At 68.2% G+C, this 14,716-nt stretch carries 14 protein-coding genes; 10 read left to right on the top strand and 4 right to left on the bottom strand.

What is annotated here, in order from left to right:
- The first annotated feature begins 15 nt into the window (after positions 1–15).
- Positions 16–1,236 (top strand): nitrate ABC transporter substrate-binding protein, encoded by a 1,221-nt coding sequence (locus tag HSO01S_RS16230; protein ID WP_066043365.1) that lies wholly within the window; start codon positions 16–18, stop codon positions 1,234–1,236.
- A gap of 237 nt (positions 1,237–1,473) precedes the next feature.
- Here the strand turns inward: HSO01S_RS16230 and HSO01S_RS16225 are convergent, their stop codons facing one another.
- Positions 1,474–2,379 carry an EamA family transporter gene (locus HSO01S_RS16225; RefSeq protein WP_066043364.1) on the bottom strand — a complete coding sequence of 302 codons (906 nt, stop codon included), beginning with the start codon at positions 2,377–2,379 and terminating at the stop codon, positions 1,474–1,476.
- Between the two features lie 77 nt (positions 2,380–2,456).
- Positions 2,457–3,131, bottom strand: a complete 675-nt coding sequence (locus tag HSO01S_RS16220) for a TetR/AcrR family transcriptional regulator (protein ID WP_066043363.1) — start codon at positions 3,129–3,131, stop codon at positions 2,457–2,459.
- A gap of 58 nt (positions 3,132–3,189) precedes the next feature.
- Between HSO01S_RS16220 and HSO01S_RS16215 the strand changes: the two genes are divergently transcribed.
- The 3 genes from HSO01S_RS16215 to HSO01S_RS16205 all read left to right on the top strand — a co-directional run bounded on the left by HSO01S_RS16215 (position 3,190) and on the right by HSO01S_RS16205 (position 5,882).
- Positions 3,190–4,083: an SDR family NAD(P)-dependent oxidoreductase gene (locus HSO01S_RS16215; protein ID WP_066043362.1), complete on the top strand. Its 894-nt coding sequence runs from the start codon at positions 3,190–3,192 to the stop codon at positions 4,081–4,083.
- A gap of 93 nt (positions 4,084–4,176) precedes the next feature.
- Positions 4,177–5,280 carry a hypothetical protein gene (locus HSO01S_RS16210; protein ID WP_066043361.1) on the top strand — a complete coding sequence of 368 codons (1,104 nt, stop codon included), beginning with the start codon at positions 4,177–4,179 and terminating at the stop codon, positions 5,278–5,280.
- Entirely contained in the window at positions 5,277–5,882 is a 606-nt protein-coding gene (locus HSO01S_RS16205; protein WP_066043360.1) for a hypothetical protein, read from the top strand. The genes HSO01S_RS16210 and HSO01S_RS16205 overlap by 4 nt, the downstream gene beginning before the upstream one ends.
- A gap of 81 nt (positions 5,883–5,963) precedes the next feature.
- Here the strand turns inward: HSO01S_RS16205 and HSO01S_RS16200 are convergent, their stop codons facing one another.
- Both HSO01S_RS16200 and HSO01S_RS16195 read right to left on the bottom strand, forming a co-directional pair.
- Positions 5,964–6,686, bottom strand: coding sequence for a hypothetical protein (locus HSO01S_RS16200; protein WP_066043359.1), 723 nt, complete (start codon positions 6,684–6,686; stop codon positions 5,964–5,966).
- A gap of 314 nt (positions 6,687–7,000) precedes the next feature.
- Entirely contained in the window at positions 7,001–8,017 is a 1,017-nt protein-coding gene (locus HSO01S_RS16195) for a LacI family DNA-binding transcriptional regulator (protein ID WP_066043358.1), read from the bottom strand.
- A gap of 185 nt (positions 8,018–8,202) precedes the next feature.
- Here HSO01S_RS16195 and HSO01S_RS16190 point away from each other — a divergent pair, with 185 nt between their 5' ends.
- The 6 genes from HSO01S_RS16190 to rhaI all read left to right on the top strand — a co-directional run bounded on the left by HSO01S_RS16190 (position 8,203) and on the right by rhaI (position 14,616).
- Positions 8,203–9,726: a sugar ABC transporter ATP-binding protein gene (locus HSO01S_RS16190; protein WP_066043357.1), complete on the top strand. Its 1,524-nt coding sequence runs from the start codon at positions 8,203–8,205 to the stop codon at positions 9,724–9,726.
- Between the two features lie 56 nt (positions 9,727–9,782).
- Entirely contained in the window at positions 9,783–10,775 is a 993-nt protein-coding gene (locus HSO01S_RS16185; protein ID WP_066043390.1) for an ABC transporter permease, read from the top strand.
- Positions 10,772–11,863, top strand: coding sequence for an ABC transporter permease (locus HSO01S_RS16180; protein ID WP_066043356.1), 1,092 nt, complete (start codon positions 10,772–10,774; stop codon positions 11,861–11,863). Before HSO01S_RS16185 ends, HSO01S_RS16180 begins: the two co-directional genes overlap by 4 nt.
- Positions 11,864–11,919: 56 nt before the next feature.
- Entirely contained in the window at positions 11,920–12,978 is a 1,059-nt protein-coding gene (gene rhaS / locus HSO01S_RS16175; RefSeq protein WP_066043355.1) for a rhamnose ABC transporter substrate-binding protein, read from the top strand.
- Positions 12,979–13,090: 112 nt separating this feature from the next.
- On the top strand, positions 13,091–13,420 hold the full coding sequence (locus HSO01S_RS16170; protein ID WP_066043354.1) for an L-rhamnose mutarotase: 330 nt from the start codon (positions 13,091–13,093) through the stop codon (positions 13,418–13,420).
- Between the two features lie 29 nt (positions 13,421–13,449).
- A complete protein-coding gene (rhaI, locus tag HSO01S_RS16165) occupies positions 13,450–14,616 on the top strand; it encodes an L-rhamnose isomerase (protein WP_066043353.1) in 1,167 nt (388 codons plus the stop codon).
- Positions 14,617–14,716: the final 100 nt, after the last annotated feature.

Raw genomic sequence — 14,716 nt, 5'->3', positions numbered from 1 at the left:
CCAAGGAGAATCCGAATGACCCCCACCATCCGTCGCGCACCCGCCATCCGCCGGGCCGCCACCATCCGGCGCGCTGCCGTCGCCGCGGGCGCGCTCGCCGCATCCGTCGCCCTGCTGAGCGGCTGTGCCGCAGGCTCGGGCACCACCTCGAACGGCGACCCCGGTGCCGCCGCCGCGGCCGGCCTGACCGTCGGCCCGATCGACCTCTCGGGCGACTGCCCGGCCAACATCGTCATCCAGACCGACTGGAACCCCGAGGCCGAGCAGGGCAACCTGTACCAACTGATCGGACCCGACGCCACGATCGACGCCCAGAACAAGTCGGTCTCCGGGCCGCTGTTCGCGAGCGGTCAGTACACCGGGGTGAACGTCGAGGTGCGCTCGGGCGGCCCGGCGATCGGCTTCCAGACCGTCACCAGCCAGCAGTACACCGACCCCGAGATCACGCTCGGCTACGCCAACACCGACGAGGCTGTGCAGCTCTCGGCCGACATGCCGACCACGGCCGTCTTCGCGCCGTTCGAGGTGGGGCCGCAGATAATCATGTGGGATCCCGCGACCTACCCCGACGTGAAGACGATCGCCGACCTCGGCAAGACGGATGCGGTGGTGCGGTACTTCGGCGGCGCCGCGTACATGGAGTACCTGATGGGCTCCGGCATCCTGCCCGCCGCCCACGTCGACGGCAGCTACGACGGCACCCCCGCGAGCTTCATCGCGGCCGACGGGAAGGATGCGCAGCAGGGCTTCGCGACCGTCGAACCGTACGTGTACCAGAACGAGATCACCGACTGGGCGAAGCCGGTGGCCTTCCAGCTGATCCACGACGCCGGCTACCCGATCTACGCCTCGGCGCTCTCGGTGCGCACCGGTGACCTCGAGTCGCTCTCGCCGTGCCTGAAGAAGCTGGTGCCGGTCATCCAGCAGGCCACCGTCGACTACTACACCGACCCGGCGGCGACGAACACGCTCATCCTCAAGGCCGTCGACCAGTTCGACAACGGCTGGGTCTACACGCAGGGCGTGGCCGACTACTCGGTCAAGGCGCAGGTCGAGCTCGGACTCGTCGGCAACGGCGACGACGCGACCGTCGGCAACTTCGACCTCGACCGGGTGCAGAAGATCATCGACATCACGACGCCGCTCTTCGACGAGCAGGGCACGCCGCCGGCGGAGGGGCTGACGCCGGGGGCGATCGTGACTAATGAGTTCATCGATCCTTCTATCGGTTTTTAGGGTGCTGGCAGCCTGGGCGTGAGCTGCGGGCTGTGTTAGCTGCCGGTGGGGCCGTGCCTGCGGCGCGGCTCCACCGGGTCGCGCCGGTCCTTGCCCGGCGCGACGCGATGTGTTCGGCTGTCGTCGCTTCGCGGCGACGGCCTCACCGTGGGTCGTCGAGTACGGCCTGTGGCGTTGGTTCGAGGGGCATTCGCTCGAGAGGGTCGCCACAGGTCCGCGAGACGTCAGTTGTTGTCGCTATTCGAGGCGGGTAGCGGCAATGAGTGACGGGTCGAGGGGGGTGGGGGCGGGGTCGCGTTGGGTGGCGATGGCGGTGCCGGCGGCCGCACACACGATGGCGATCGCGATGACCTCGAGCAGGGAGAACTGCTCCGAGAGGATGAGCCAGCCGAAGAGCGCGGCCACCACGGGGCCGAAGGCCGTGATGATGGCGTAGAGGCGCGGGGTGATGCGGCGCAGGATGAACGTGTCGAGACTGTAGGGCAGCGCCGACGACAGGATGCCCACCCCCACAAGCAGCGCGATCACGCCCCAGTCGAACGCGGCCGGGTCGAAGGTGACGATCGCGAACGGCAGCAGGATGGCGAGGCTCACGACCCCCGCGACCGTGATGCCCTCAAGCCCCGGCAGGCGGGTGGCGACCCGTCGGGTCAGCACGATGTAGAAGGCCCACGAGGCGGCGGCGGTCAGGGCCAGCACGACGCCGAGCACGTTGATCGTGCCGTCGAACCCGGTGAGCAGCACGACGCCGGCGCCCGCCGCGACCGCGCAGACGACGTCGAGCAGCCGCCGGCTCGCGAGCAGGGCGATCGTCAGCGGCCCGAGGAACTCGATCGTCGCCGCGATCCCCAGCCCGAGCAGGTGCACCGACTGGTAGAACGACAGGTTCATCGCCGCCAGCACCACGCCGAGCGCGATCGCGGGCCAGAGCCGCCGCCACGTGAAACCGGCGCGCGTCGGCCGGTAGAACGGCAGCATCGCGGCCGCCATCACGACCTGCCGTGCCGCCACCACAGCGAACACCCCGACCAGCGGAATGACCAGCCCGGCCAGCGCCGACCCGAGGTTGATGCTCACCTCGGTACCCAGCTGGGTCGCGGCCCCGACGCTCGTGCGCCGCGCGTCCCGCCGTTCGTCGCTCATCCCTCGACCCTATTGGCTGCCACCCCGCCCCGCCGCCGCTCCCTGGGCCTGGCCGACCATCGGCCGGCGCTCGATCGTCAGTGTCCGGTCAACCCGGTGAGCTGAGCGGTCAGGATGCGCGTCACCCGCGGCTCCACCTCGACGACGGCGTGCACGAGACGCGGGTCTTCCCGATACAGGTTCTCCACCGTCGCCCCGGGCGTCGCCATCTGCCAGAACGCGCCCGAGAGCGACGTCGCGGCGGCGATCACGTCGACGGCGTCCGACTCGGTGAGTTCCGGCAGTATCCGGCGGAGCGACGTCGAGATGCCGTCGACCTCCTCGAGTGTCACGAGCTTGAAGGCGAGAACCGAGTCGAGCGAGACGTTTCGCTCGAGGTTGAGTGGAGCCTGGGCGAGCAGATCGCAGAACAGCGGCCGGATGGCGAGCGAGTGCGCGACCACCCGCGCGACCGACCCGGGCGCACCGGCACCCGGGCTATCCGTGCCGTCCAGATCGTCGAGTTCGGCGCGGAGGGCCGGCCCCCACTCCCGCCACCCCTCGGCGGTCAGCCGCAGGAAGATCTGCTCCCGGGTCTCGAAGTACCGGAGCAGCGCCGACTTGTGCATCCCCACCGCGTCGGCGATGTCCGTGAGGGTGACCCGGCGGATCCCGTGCTGCTCGCCGATCACGCGGGCCGCTGCGAGGATGTCGGCCCCCCGCTGCGCCTTCGCCTCGCTCGAGCGGGCGCGCTGGAACCTCTGATTTGCCATACCGGTATCCTAATGCAACGCGGTTGCATTATTAACACAACAGTGTTGTAATAAGCGCATGACCACGACACCTTCGCCTCAGACCTGGTTCATCACCGGCTCCTCCCGCGGCTTCGGCCGCGCCCTCGTCGAAGCCGCCCTCGCCGCCGGCGACCGGGTGGCTGCCTCTGCTCGCCGCCCCGAGCAGCTCGACGACCTCGTCGCCCGCTACCCCGACCGCATGCTCGCTCTCGCCCTCGACGTCACGGACGCGAACGCGGCCCGGACAGCGTTGGCCGCCGCCCACGATCACTTCGGTCGCCTCGACGTGATCGTCAACAACGCCGGTTACGCCAATGTCTCGCCGATCGAGACCACCGACGAGGCCGACTTCCGCCAGCAGTTCGAGACGAACTTCTGGGGGGTCTACAACGTCTCGACGGCGGCGATCCCCATCCTCCGTGCGCAGGGCGGGGGCCTTCTCATGCAGTTCTCATCGATCGGCGGGCGGGTCGGCGGTTCGCCGGGAATCGCCTCCTACCAGGCCGCGAAGTTCGCGATCGACGGCTTCAGCCGCGTGCTGCAGACCGAGACCGCGCCGTTCGGGGTGCGGGTTCTGCTCGTCGAGCCGAGCGGCTTCGCGACCGACTGGGCCGGCTCGTCGATGACGGTGGCAGAGGTGCCCGAAGGGTATGAGCAGACGGTCGGTGCGATGAACAGCCGGATGCGCCAGACCACCCAGGGCCCCGCCGGCGATCCGGTGCGTGCCGCCGAGATCCTGGTGCAGGTCGCCAAGCGCGACGACCTCCCGTTCCACCTGCCATTGGGCGTGAACGCCACCGAGATGGCGGTCGCCCACGGTCGCCGCACTCTGGCGGAGGACGAGAAGTGGGCGGCCGTCAGCCGGTCGGCCGACTATGCCGAGCCCTACCCGGCCCCCTTCCCCCCGGACGCCCCCAGCGCCGGCGCCTGACCCTGCCGCTGCTGCCGCTGCTGCCGCTGCTGCCGCTGCTGCCGCTGCTGCCGCTGCTGCCGCTGCTGCCGCTGCTGCTGCCATGATGAACCCATGATTCCGAGCAGGTGGGTGCGCGGTCTCCGGCTTCTGCTGGCGATCCCGATCGGTGCGATCGCCGGTGCCTTTCTTTCGCTGAAGTTCGACGATCCCCCCGTCGTCGCAGCGGCCGGCGTCGGAGCCGCGGTGGCGGCAGCGGTCGTACTGATCCTGTTGGCGGTCAAGTGGCCCGGCGACGTACGGCACGACGCCGCGGCCCGCGCGCATCCGGATGCCGTGGTGTTCTCCGCATTCAAGAGCGATGACACGAAGGCTGCGCTGGCGGACCTCGCGACGATCGGCGTGCTGCCGGTGGCGCCCCCGGCGGAGTCGACCGCGGTCGTCTTCGACGGTGTCGGGATGCACGTCTACCGGGGCTCGCCAGAGATCGAGCCGGTCCTCGAGGTTCCCTGGAGCGGCATCGCTGTGATCGGGGAGGGCACCGCGAGCGTCAATTCGCGCGCTCGTTCCGCTCTGCTGGTCGAGATCCACACGGATGCGGGCCGGGTCGTCGTGCCCTTCCCGGTGATCACCGCGTCCTACCTGTTCGCCAGTGCGCGGGGGATCGCGCGCCTGCGGGCGGAGGTCGAGGAGCGCGAAGCGACCGCCGCGTGGCAGGCGTCCGTTACGGGTGCCGACCAGTCCGGAGCCGGCCCGTCGGCGTCGTCGTCGGGCACCTCGGTCGGCGCGATGCCCGGCGGTTCGCCCAGCGCGCACTCCTACGTCACGCCGCCCCGCCTCGAGCTGGTGCCCGGTCTCTCGTCGACGTTCTACTCGCGCGTCCGAAATGTCGTGACCGTCGTGGGCCTCGTCACCGCCGCAGCCCTCTTTGCCGTCATCGCCTTCACCAGCTCCGACACCTCGAGGGGCTCCTTCCTGTCGGTCACACTGGTGATCTTGGCGTGCACGCTGGTGTCGCTGGGATTGCTGTATCTCGGCGCCCGCGCGTCGCGCCGTGAGGCCGAGGCCGGCTACACCCTCGAGCGGATGGGCGAGACCCGGCTCGCGCAGGTCGATCCCCGCACCGGCTTCGTCATCCGTCCAGTCGGTTCGAGACAGCTCACGAAGCCCCAGGAGGCCGAGGCCCTGGCTCGGGTGCGAGCCCTCGCTGCCCCATGACGCGACGGCAGTGGGCGAAGAGCCTCCTCGGCCTGGTGGTCGTGCCGGTGTTCGTGCTGCTCGCCGTGGTCGGGCGTCAGGTCAGCGACCATCCGTGGCCGCTGGGCACGACGATCCTGGTCGCGGTCGCCGTCTCGCTGGGCATCTGGATGCTCGTGGTGGTCTTCGCCGCGATCGGAGGCTCGCGCACCGCACGGATGCGCCAGAGGTTTCCCGGCGCGGTCACGGTCAACTCGCTCGGGATGGACGTGATGTCGAGAGCTCTTGTCGCCATCGGCGGATCCCAGGTGCACCCGAATCAGGGTCTCACCCTCGTCTTCGACGGCTGGGGACTCCGGGCCTTCGAAGGCGCCCGACGCGACCGGCTCGTCGTCGCGGTCGACTGGCGCTGGATCTCGGGCATCACGCAGGGCGTGGCACGCGACGAGGTCGTCTTCACGGGGCGGCACGCTGTCCTGGTCATCGTGCACGCGGTGTCCGGCGCTGTCGTGGTCCCGTTCGCGGTCGTCACCGACTTCTTCGGGGCGGCCGACGAGTACTGGCTGCGGGACCGCCTCCGCGAGATCGAAGCCATCCGGCCCGCGACCCCCACCGCCCCCTAGTCCGCCGAACGCACCGTCGAGTCGCGCACGATCATCTCAGGCTGGAACACGACGTGCCGCTAACAATTTCGACACCGCGGCTCATGGGCCCTCTATGCGATAGAAGTCCGTGACAAGTGCTCGGTATTTCGGGGGCAGCGTGCCGGCATTCTCTCCAGCCTTGACCCATCCGAAACTCGAGATGGCAGCATCGACATCGGTTCCGCCATCAAAGTCGCCTGTGGATCGCAAGAGGACCACAAGCGTCACCTTCTGACCGGGGAAAATTTCATCGATGTGGCAGACAAGACCCTCTGCCGGCTCGCAGGTGGTGCCCTTCGGCAGCGTCGGGAATCCTTCTACTTCGTACCCCGCCAGATCCAGCTGAACGTCGACGAAGTTGCGAGTGGCGCGGGTGTTGGTCACATCCAATCTCAAGAGGTGGTTGGCGGTGCCTAGGGCGGTCAGAGACCCCTGGGTCGCGATGCTCATGCTCGCTGAGGAGCCTGGCGCAGTTCCGGGCGCGGCCATGAGCTTGGGCGACGAGCCCGCGTCGGCCTGGTAGATCGGTCCCTCGCTCGACGTGGCGCAGTTGAAGTATGCGGACTCATGCGCGAAGCCGGAGCCCGGCCGACCCCAGACGTCGATCGTCATACTGAAGGTGCCGTCGTATTTCGTGGCGAAGCCGATCGCCCCGACAAGCTTCCCCTTCGAGCGGTAGTACGAGCCGCTAAGGGTCACGGACTCGTCGAGTGGAGTCGACCGCCGGCTCACGGATGTCTTGCTGAGGAAGTCGAGGAACCCTGCGGGCAGCGCGGAGGACACCCAGCCGAAATTACAGGCACTTCCCCGCGCCTCCCCCCATTGGTCGGCTCCAGACCCGCCGTCGATTTCTGGGCAGCTGATCCCGGCGGCTTGGGCTGCCCTCCCAAGTGAGGGACCGAGAACGCAGCCGCGGGCGGCGGCGGGAGAGGCCGATGGGTACATCCCCACTGCCATCGCGGCAGCGAGAGATAGCGCGGCGGCTACACGCAAACTCGATGTCTTCATCTTGCAAGCATGAATGATGCTCATGTTTAAAGCAACACCCGCTGGAACGATCGCGGTCCTGCGATCCGGCCCGCGACCCCCACCGCCCCCTAGTCCGCCGAGCGCACCGTCGAGTCGCGCACGATCAGCTCGGGCTGGAAGACGACGTGCTGGTACTCGCCCCGCCCGGGAGCCTCGATCTCGGCCATCAGCAGCTCCGTCGCCGTGCGCCCCATCTCCCACGCCGGCTGCCGGATCGACGAGATCGGGATGGCCGCGTTCGCCGCGAAGTAGATGTCGTCGTAGCCGATGATCGCGATGTCGTCCGGCACCCGCACCCCGGCGTGGGTCAGTGCCCGCAGCACTCCGAGCGCGATCAGGTCGTTCGCCGCGAACACGGCATCGGGGCGTGAGGATGCCGGCAGCGCCAGCAGCTGCTCGGCCCCGATCCGCCCCGCCTCGGCCCGCATGGAGTCGAGTTCGAGCACGCGGAGTGGAGCCACCCCGCGCTCACGCAGCGCATCCTGAGCCCCGCCGGAGCGCTGGGCCACCTGCTGCAGCTGGCTCGTGCCGCCGACGAAGGCGATGTTCGTGCGCCCGGTGTCGGCCAGGTGCGCCGCGGCGAGATAGCCGCCGCGCTGGTCGTCGACCGAGACCGAGCTGAAGCTGCGCGCGTTGTCGTGCCGGTCGACGAGCACCACGGGCGACCCGCGGTCGCGCAGGCGCTCGAGCCGCGAGAGCACGTTGCCGACCGGGGTGATCAGGAGGCCGGAGACCCGCTGCTCCTCGAAGAGGTCGAGGTAGGCGAGCTCGCGGCTGGCCAGGTCGCCGCTGTTGCCGAGGATCAGGGAGCGGTTGAACTGGGTGAGCGTGTCCTCGACCGACCGCGCGATGTCGGTGAAGAAGGGGTTCGAGACATCCAGCACCATGATGCCGACCGTGCGGCTCTGGCCCACGCGCAGCTGGCGTGCCGCATCGTTGCGCACGAAGCCGAGCTTGTCGATGGCCTCGTGAACCCGCTTGGCGGTCTCGGGGGCGACGGGCTTCGACTGGTTGAGGACGTTCGAGACCGTGCCGACAGACACACCCGCGAGAGCGGCGACGTCCCTGACGTTGGCGGCGGCCATACACACCTCACTGTGGTCGACGGATGTTGCGTTCGCTGTTGAACGTTTCATGAGACTAGCGCCACCGAGCGGATTATCACGATTCAACCAGCGAAGTTGACGACGCTCGAAACCGTGTCGTAGTGTGTGACCACTCTCAGTAAAACGATTCACTATCCCTCAAAGCAGAGGCAAGGTCTAGGTCAATGTCGATCCCACCACCGGGCTCCGATTCACCCGCGCTCGAGCTCCGCGAGGTCGCCAAGTCGTTCGGGGCCGTCGTGGCTCTGAGCTCCGGCTCACTGGCTCTCCGCAAGAACTCGATCCACGCCCTCGTCGGCGAGAACGGTGCCGGCAAGTCCACGCTGGTCAAGATCATCGCCGGTCTCTACCAGCGCGACTCGGGCGACCTCCTCCTCGAGGGCGACTCCGTCGACTTCAAGTCGACCGCCGAGTCCAAGGGCGCGGGCATCGCCGTGATCTACCAGGAGCCGACCCTCTTCCCCGACCTGTCGGTCACCGAGAACATCTTCATGGGCCGCCAGCCCACCAACCGCTTCGGCCGTATCGACCGCAAGGCGATGCGGGCCGAGGCCGTCGGCCTGTTCGAGCGCCTCGGCGTGCGGATCGACCCCGACCGCCCCGCCGAGGGCCTGTCGATCGCCGACCAGCAGATCATCGAGATCGCCAAGGCCATCTCGCTCGACGCCAAGGTGCTCGTGATGGACGAGCCGACCGCCGCGCTCTCCGGCGTCGAGGTCGACCGCCTCTTCGCCGTCGCCCGCAGCCTCCGCGACGAGGGCCGCGCGCTCCTGTTCATCTCCCACCGCTTCGACGAGGTCTTCGACCTCTGCGACACCATCACCGTGATGCGCGACGGCGCCTACATCTCGACCGACCCGACCACCGCCGTGACCGTCGACGAGATCGTGCGCCGGATGGTCGGCCGCGACGTGACCGAGCTCTTCCCCAAGCAGGAGACCACGATCGGCCCGACCGTGCTCGAGGTGCGCGGGCTCACCCAGCCCGGCGTCTTCCACGACATCAGCTTCGACCTGCACTCGGGCGAGATCCTCGGTCTCGCCGGGCTCGTCGGCGCCGGCCGCAGCGAGGTCGTCCGCGCCGTCTTCGGCGTCGACCGCTACCAGTCCGGCAGCGTGAGCATCAAGGGCCGCCCGGTTCCGCCGAACAGCCCGACCGCTGCGATGAACCTCGGGATCGCGCTGGTCCCCGAAGACCGCCGCAAGCAGGGCCTCGTGCTCGAGTCGTCGGTCGCCCGCAACACCACGATGGCCATCCGCCGCCAGCTCTCGAAGCTCGGCATCCTCACCAGCGGCGCCGAGAACGGCTCGGCCCGCATCTGGGACAGCCGGCTCGAGGTCAAGACCAACGCGCTCGACACCGAGGCCGGAACCCTCTCCGGAGGCAACCAGCAGAAGGTCGTCCTGGCCAAGTGGCTCGCGACGAACCCCACCGTCCTCATCATCGACGAGCCCACCCGTGGCATCGACGTCGGCACCAAGAGCGAGGTGCACCGCCTCCTCTCCGAGCTCGCCGGGCAGGGCATGGCCATCCTGATGATCTCGTCGGAGCTCCCCGAGGTCCTCGGCATGGCCGACCGCGTGCTCGTCATGCGCGAGGGCCGCATCACCGCAGAGATCCCCCGCGAAGACGCCACCGCCGAGTCGGTCATGTTCGCCGCAACCCACGCCGAGGAGCACGTCTCGTGAGCACCGCAACACTGACACCCCGGAACCAGGATGCCCCGAAGCAGTCCTCCCCGTTCGTGCGCGGCCTCGGCCACTTCTTCAAGGCGCGCGAGACCGGCATCCTGATCGCGGTCCTCCTGGTCATCGTCGTCACGACGGTGAAGAACCCGAGCTTCGTGTTCTCCTCCGACGGCTGGCGCGACCTGCTGCTGACCCCATCCATCCTCGTGCTGGTCGCGGTCGGCCAGGCGATCGTCATCATCACCAAGAGCGTCGACCTGTCGGTCGGCTCCGTCCTGGGACTCACCGCCTACCTGACCGGCCGGTTGTTCATCGACATCCCGGGCATCCCGATGATCGTGGTCTTCCTCGCGGGCATCGTGTTCGGCGGACTGCTCGGCCTCATCAACGGCGCACTGGTCGCGTTCGCGAAGGTGCCCGCCATGGTCATCACGCTCGGAACGCTCTACGCATATAGAGGTATCAACGTCGTCTGGGCCGGCAGCGACCGGATCAACGCCTCCGACATGCCGAAGGACTTCCTGGCGCTCGGCACCGGCCAGTTCCTGTCGATCCCGCTGCTCACGATCATCGCGCTCGTCGTGCTGGTCGCCGCCGCCTGGTACATGAAGAACACCCGTGGCGGTCGCGAGTTCTACGCCATCGGCTCCGACCCGGCGGCCGCCGGGCTCTACGGCCTCCGCGTCGTGCGCCGGCTGCTGATCGCGTTCGTCGCCTCCGGCGCCCTCGCGGGCCTGGCCGGCGTGCTCTACGCGGCGCGCTACGGCACCGTCAACTCGCAGGCCGGAACCGGCTGGGAACTGGATGCGGTGGGTGCGGCCGTGATCGGTGGCGTCGCCATCGTGGGTGGCTCGGGCACGGTCTGGGGCGCGGCGATCGGTGCGGTGCTGCTGCTCACGATCAACCGGGCCCTGCCCATCCTCGGTGTTCCCGACTTCTGGCAGCGTGCCGTCGTCGGCGCCCTGATCATCGGCGCCATCGTGCTCGACCGCGTGCTCGCGCTCCGACAATCCCGCAAGCTCCTCGAGTCGAGGGAGGAAACGAAATGACCACCGCGACTGCGACCCCGAACCCCACCCCGAACCCCCAGGCCGCGCCGGCGAAGGCCGCCCGCGTCTACAAGGACTACGGTCAGCCGCTCTGGCGCCGCATCCTCTTCACCCGTGAGACGGCGATCATCGGGCTGCTCGCCCTCGTCGTGATCGTCTCGCTGATCACCGTCAAGGGCTTCAGCCAGCCGGTCACGCTCGGCTACCTGCTGCTGGACATCATGCCGATCCTCCTGATCGCGCTGCCGATGACCCTCGTCATGATCACCGGCGAGATCGACCTGAGCGTCGCCAGCGTGGTCGGGCTCTCCAGTGCGACGCTCGGCCTGCTCAACCAGGCCGGCGTCGACATCGGGGTCGCCGCGATCATCTGCCTCGTGGTGGGTGCGCTCGGCGGGGCGCTGAACGGCTTCCTCGTCACCGTCGTCGGGCTCCCGTCGCTCGCCGTCACCATCGGCACGCTCGCGCTCTACCGCGGTCTCGCCGTGGGGCTGCTGGGCACGACCGCCGTCACCGACTGGCCCAAGTTCTGGACCGATCTGGCCAAGGCGAAGATCGGCGGCACGACCATCCCGGTCGTGGTCATCCTCTTCCTCGTGCTCGCGATCGTCTTCGCGGTGCTGCTGCACTTCACGCCGTTCGGTCGCGGGATCTATGCGATCGGGCTCAGCTCGGAGGCGGCATCCTTCTCGGGTGTGCACGTGAACCGCACCAAGTTCATCCTCTTCGTGCTGACCGGCACGGTGTCGGCCCTGGCCGGCATCTACTACACGCTCCGCTTCGGCAGCGCCCGCGGTGACAACGCGACCGGGCTCGAGCTGCAGGTCATCGCGGCGGTCGTGCTCGGCGGGGTCTCGGTGTTCGGTGGCCGGGGAGCGCTGCACGGCGTGATCGCCGGTGTGCTCCTGATCGGGGTGCTCTCCAGCGCCCTGCGTCTGGTGAACGTCACCTCCGACGTCATCAACATCATCACAGGTGTCCTCCTCGTCCTCTCGGTCGTGGCGGCGAGCTTCCTGGCCTGGGTCCGCAAGAAGCGGATCGGTCCCGGCGGCAAGAAACACGGGGGACCCATCGCAGCCAAGGCGTGACCCTCTCTCGTCGATGCAATCACATCGGCACCAACCCATCGAAAGGAAGAACAACGATGTTGTTTCACAACCTCGGTAAGGGCAAGACCGCCCGCGCCGGCGCGGTCGCTGCCCTCGCAGTGAGCATCGCCCTGCTGGCCACCGGATGCGCCTCCGACAGCACGGGCGGCGGGTCCACCGACGCGGCCGGCGGAGACACCGGCAACCTCGCCGTCACCTTCATCCCGAAGAACCTCGGAAACCCCTACTTCGACACCTCCGACAAGGGCGGCAAGACGGCCGTCGAGTCGTTCAGCGGCACCTTCCAGGAGGTCGGGCCGGCCGAGGCCAGCCCCGACGCGCAGGTCTCGTACATCAACACCGCCACCACGCAGGGCGTCGGCGCCCTCGTCGTCGCGGCCAACGACCCCACCGCCATCTGCGACGCGCTGAACGAGGCGCGTGACACCGGCATCAAGGTCGTGACCTTCGACTCCGACACCGACCCCGAGTGCCGCGACCTGTTCATCAACCAGGCCGACGCCGAGGGCATCGCGAAGGTGCAGATCGACGAGATCGCCAAGCAGATCGGCGAGTCGGGCGAGGTCGCCATCCTCTCGGCCACGGCCAACGCGACGAACCAGAACGCCTGGATCGAGCAGATGAAGACCTACGCCGCGAGCGAGTACCCGAACATCACGATCGTCGACACCGTCTACGGCGACGACGACGACCAGACCTCGTTCGACAAGACCGCCGCTCTGCTGCAGTCGCACCCGAACCTGAAGGGCATCGTCTCGCCCACCACGGTCGGTATCGCCGCTGCGGCCCGCTACCTGCAGACCTCGGAGTACAAGGGCAAGGTCGCTCTGACCGGTCTCGGCACCCCGAACCAGATGCGCGACTACGTCGAGGACGGCACCGTCACCTCCTTCGCCCTGTGGAACCCCGAAGACCTCGGCTACCTGTCGGCCATGGCCGCCAAGGCCCTGATCGAGGGCACCATCACCGGAGCGGAGGGTGACTCCTTCGAGGCCGGCGACCTGGGCTCGTTCAAGGTCGGCGCCGACCAGACGGTTCTCCTCGGAGACCCGTTCGTGTTCGACAAGTCCAACATCGGCGACTTCGACTTCTAGTCGCTGAGCGGTGGTCCGGGGCCGGTCGGCGACGGCCGGCCCCGGCATCCACCTCTGCTTGTTTGTTTGTTTGTTCTCCCGCCCCTTCCGTACCCCTCGAGAAAGCCAGATCATGCAGCGCGTGTGCTTCCAACTGCAGGTGAAGCCGGAACTCATCCCGGAGTACACCGAACGGCACGCAGCGATCTGGCCCGACATGGCGCGGGCGCTCAAAGACACCGGCTGGAACAACTATTCGCTGTTCCTCCGGCCCGACGGCCTGCTGATCGGCTACTTCGAGACCGAATCGCTCGAAGCGGCGCAGGCGGGCATGGCCGCGACCGAGGTCAACACCCGGTGGCAGGCCGAGATGGCGGGATTCTTCGTCGACCTGGAGGGGGCGCCCGACACGGGCTTCCTCCAGCTGGTCGAAGTCTTCCATCTCGAAGACCAACTGGCCTGACCGGCCATCTCCACACGAAAGAGAATTCCATGGTGCAGTTCAGTGACATCGCCTCTGAGCTCGAGCGTCAAGCGATCGAGCTCCCGTCTTGGGCCTTCGGCAACTCGGGTACCCGCTTCAAGGTCTTCGGCACGCCGGGCACGCCCCGCACGCCGGAGGAGAAGATCGCGGATGCGGCGCAGGTGCATCAGTACACCGGCCTCGCGCCGAAGGTCGCCATCCACATCCCGTGGGACAAGGTCTCGGACTACAAGGCGCTCCGCTCGTACGCGAACGACCTCGGCGTCGACATCGGAACGGTGAACTCCAACACCTTCCAGGACGACGACTACAAGTTCGGGTCGCTGACCTCGTCGGACAAGGGCATCCGCCGTAAGGCGATCGATCACCACCTCGAGTGCATCGACGTCATGAACGAGACCGGGTCGCAGGATCTGAAGATCTGGCTCGCCGATGGCACCAACTACCCGGGTCAGGGCGACATCCGGTCGCGGCAGGACTGGCTGGCCGAGTCGCTGCGCGAGATTTACGACGCGCTGAGCGAGTCGCAGCGTCTGGTGCTGGAGTACAAGTTCTTCGAGCCGGCTTTCTACCACACGGATGTCCCGGACTGGGGTACCTCCTACGCCCACGTCACGGCGCTCGGCGATCGGGCGTTCACCTGTCTGGACACCGGGCATCATGCTCCCGGAACGAACATCGAGTTCATCGTCGCGCAGTTGCTGCGTCTGGGGAAGCTGGGTTCGTTCGACTTCAACTCGCGGTTCTATGCCGATGACGACCTGATCGTGGGTTCGGCGGATCCGTTCCAGCTGTTCCGCATTCTGTTCGAGGTCGTGCGGGGTGGCGGCTATGACGTCGATTCGCCGGTCGCGTTCATGCTCGACCAGTGCCACAACGTCGAGGACAAGATCGTGGGCCAGATGCGGTCGGTGCTGAACGTGCAGGAGATGACGGCGCGTGCGCTGCTCGTGGACCGCTCGGCGTTGCTCGCCGCGCAGAACGAGAACGACGTGCTGGGTGCGAACGGCATCCTGATGGATGCGTTCTACACGGACGTGCGCCCGGCACTGGCGTCGTGGCGTGAGTCGCGCGGTCTCGCCGGTGACCCGATCGCGGCGTTCAAGGCCTCGGGGTACCAGCAGAAGATCGTGGCCGACCGCGTCGGCGGCGCGCAGGCCAGCTGGGGCGCGTAGCCCCGCTCGGCCTTGAAAGGTTTGCGGCCCGGGACCCCTGGTGGTGGGGGTCCCGGGCCGCAATTCGTATAGCCAGTATTGGCGGCTAGCGGCTAGCGGC

This window comes from Herbiconiux solani NBRC 106740, assembly GCF_001571005.1.
In the GTDB taxonomy this organism is placed as follows: Bacteria; Actinomycetota; Actinomycetes; order Actinomycetales; family Microbacteriaceae; genus Herbiconiux; species Herbiconiux solani.
This window is presented reverse-complemented; position numbering and strand designations above follow the sequence as displayed.